General features: G+C 46.2%; 1 protein-coding gene. It reads right to left on the bottom strand.

Annotated elements, in window-relative coordinates:
• Positions 1 to 695, bottom strand: a 695-nt coding sequence (locus A3738_RS07195) for an Ig-like domain-containing protein (RefSeq protein ID WP_156504047.1), incomplete at its 3' end; no start/stop codon positions are given.
• Between the last annotated feature and the right edge of the window lie 13 nt (positions 696 to 708).

The raw sequence follows: 708 nt of genomic DNA, 5'->3' as shown, positions 1-708 counted from the left end.
TACCAATCGACCTTTTCAGTGTAATCGGCTTCGGTTCCGTCTGAGAAAGTTACCGTGGCGTTATAATCTATTTTGCTGCCCTCAACGATAGAAGCCTCAGCTGGTGAGACGACAAGGGACTCTACTGTGGCATCATTGACTACCAATTCAGCCTCAGCTTGAATCAAATCCAAGCTCACTAATACTTTGGTTTGGCCATCTAGGTATGTGCTTAACAAGCCGTCTTCTGAGATGCGAGCAATGCGATCATCTTCAACCGACCAGCTTACTTCAGGGATATCAATTAAGATCGAATTATCCGAGTAGACACCTGCAACCGATAGCTGTTGATTGATCGCTTTGGGTAAGCTAAGAGAGCTTGGTGAAATCAATAACTCGGTGAGCACGGCATTGGTAACCGTCAAAATTTGTTGCACGGCCACATTCGTTTGTGCTGATTGACTGGGATCACTGACATCCACAGTTAAAGTAGTAACCCCCAAAGATTGGCCCGTCAGTTTAACCTCAAAATCCTTAGGCTCGACCGTGACAATATTGCTCTGATCGACCGTCCAAGAGAGGTCTCGAGTAATATCGACCAATTGTCTACCGTCTGAAAAATTCGCCAGGCCCGCGACACTGATAAACGTACCATTAGGGATCCTGTAAGGGCTGCCTAATATGTCAACAATCGGCGTAATAAAGAGCCCGGTCACACTAGAATCGTTC

Source organism: Oleiphilus sp. HI0066, from assembly GCF_001635725.1.
Note: the sequence above shows the minus strand (reverse complement) of the source record. Positions and strands in the feature narration are given on the sequence as shown.